We start from the raw sequence: 730 nt of genomic DNA on the forward strand, positions 1-730 counted from the left end.
CCCATACCGAACACGACCGTTAAGCCCTCCAGCGCCGATGGTACTTGGACCGCAGGGTCCTGGGAGAGTAGGACGTCGCCAAGCGGGTAACTCTTAGATGAAGCGTCGTTATTGTCCCTTGGGAGAGTATCCGAAACTTGATCGATGAATACTCAATGAAGCAAAAGCATAACATGCAAAGCGAAGATGAATGTAGTTTCCGATGCCGATCCTGATCCTTAAGTCATGATTCATCCGGTAATGAATAGTCAACGCCAAGCAGGTGCGAAAGCACCGTATTTTTTTGCGGAAAATCGATAAAATTACCAGGAACTCATGGTTGATATTGTCGATTGGCTGTGATAAGATAAAATTCCTGTCGAACGAGATGGGGCTTTGCACCTTGAAAACTGGATAACGAAAGTAAAAAAAATACTAGGTTAAGCTAGTAAGAGCGCACGGAGGATGCCTAGGCACCAGGAGCCGAAGAAGGACGTGGCGAACAACGATACCGCCTCGGGGAGCCGTAAGCAGGCTTTGATCCGGGGATTTCCGAATGGGGAAACCCAGCTGGAGTAATGTCCAGTTACTCTTGAGTGAATACATAGCTCAAGAAGAGGCATACCGGGGGAACTGAAACATCTAAGTACCCCGAGGAAGAGAAAACAAAAGTGATTCCGTCAGTAGCGGCGAGCGAACGCGGATTAGCCCAAACCAAGGAGCTTGCTCCTTGGGGTTGTAGGACATCTCA

Annotated in this window: 2 rRNA genes; both read left to right on the top strand. The window is 48.5% G+C overall.

The features are described from left to right. Positions 1–84 (top strand): 5S ribosomal RNA (rrf, locus tag B1748_RS36090); the annotation flags it as partial. A gap of 333 nt (positions 85–417) precedes the next feature. Further along, positions 418–730 (top strand): 23S ribosomal RNA (locus B1748_RS36095); the annotation flags it as partial.

This window comes from Paenibacillus sp. MY03 (genome assembly GCF_002165585.1).
Taxonomy (GTDB): Bacteria; Bacillota; Bacilli; order Paenibacillales; family Paenibacillaceae; genus Pristimantibacillus; species Pristimantibacillus agaridevorans.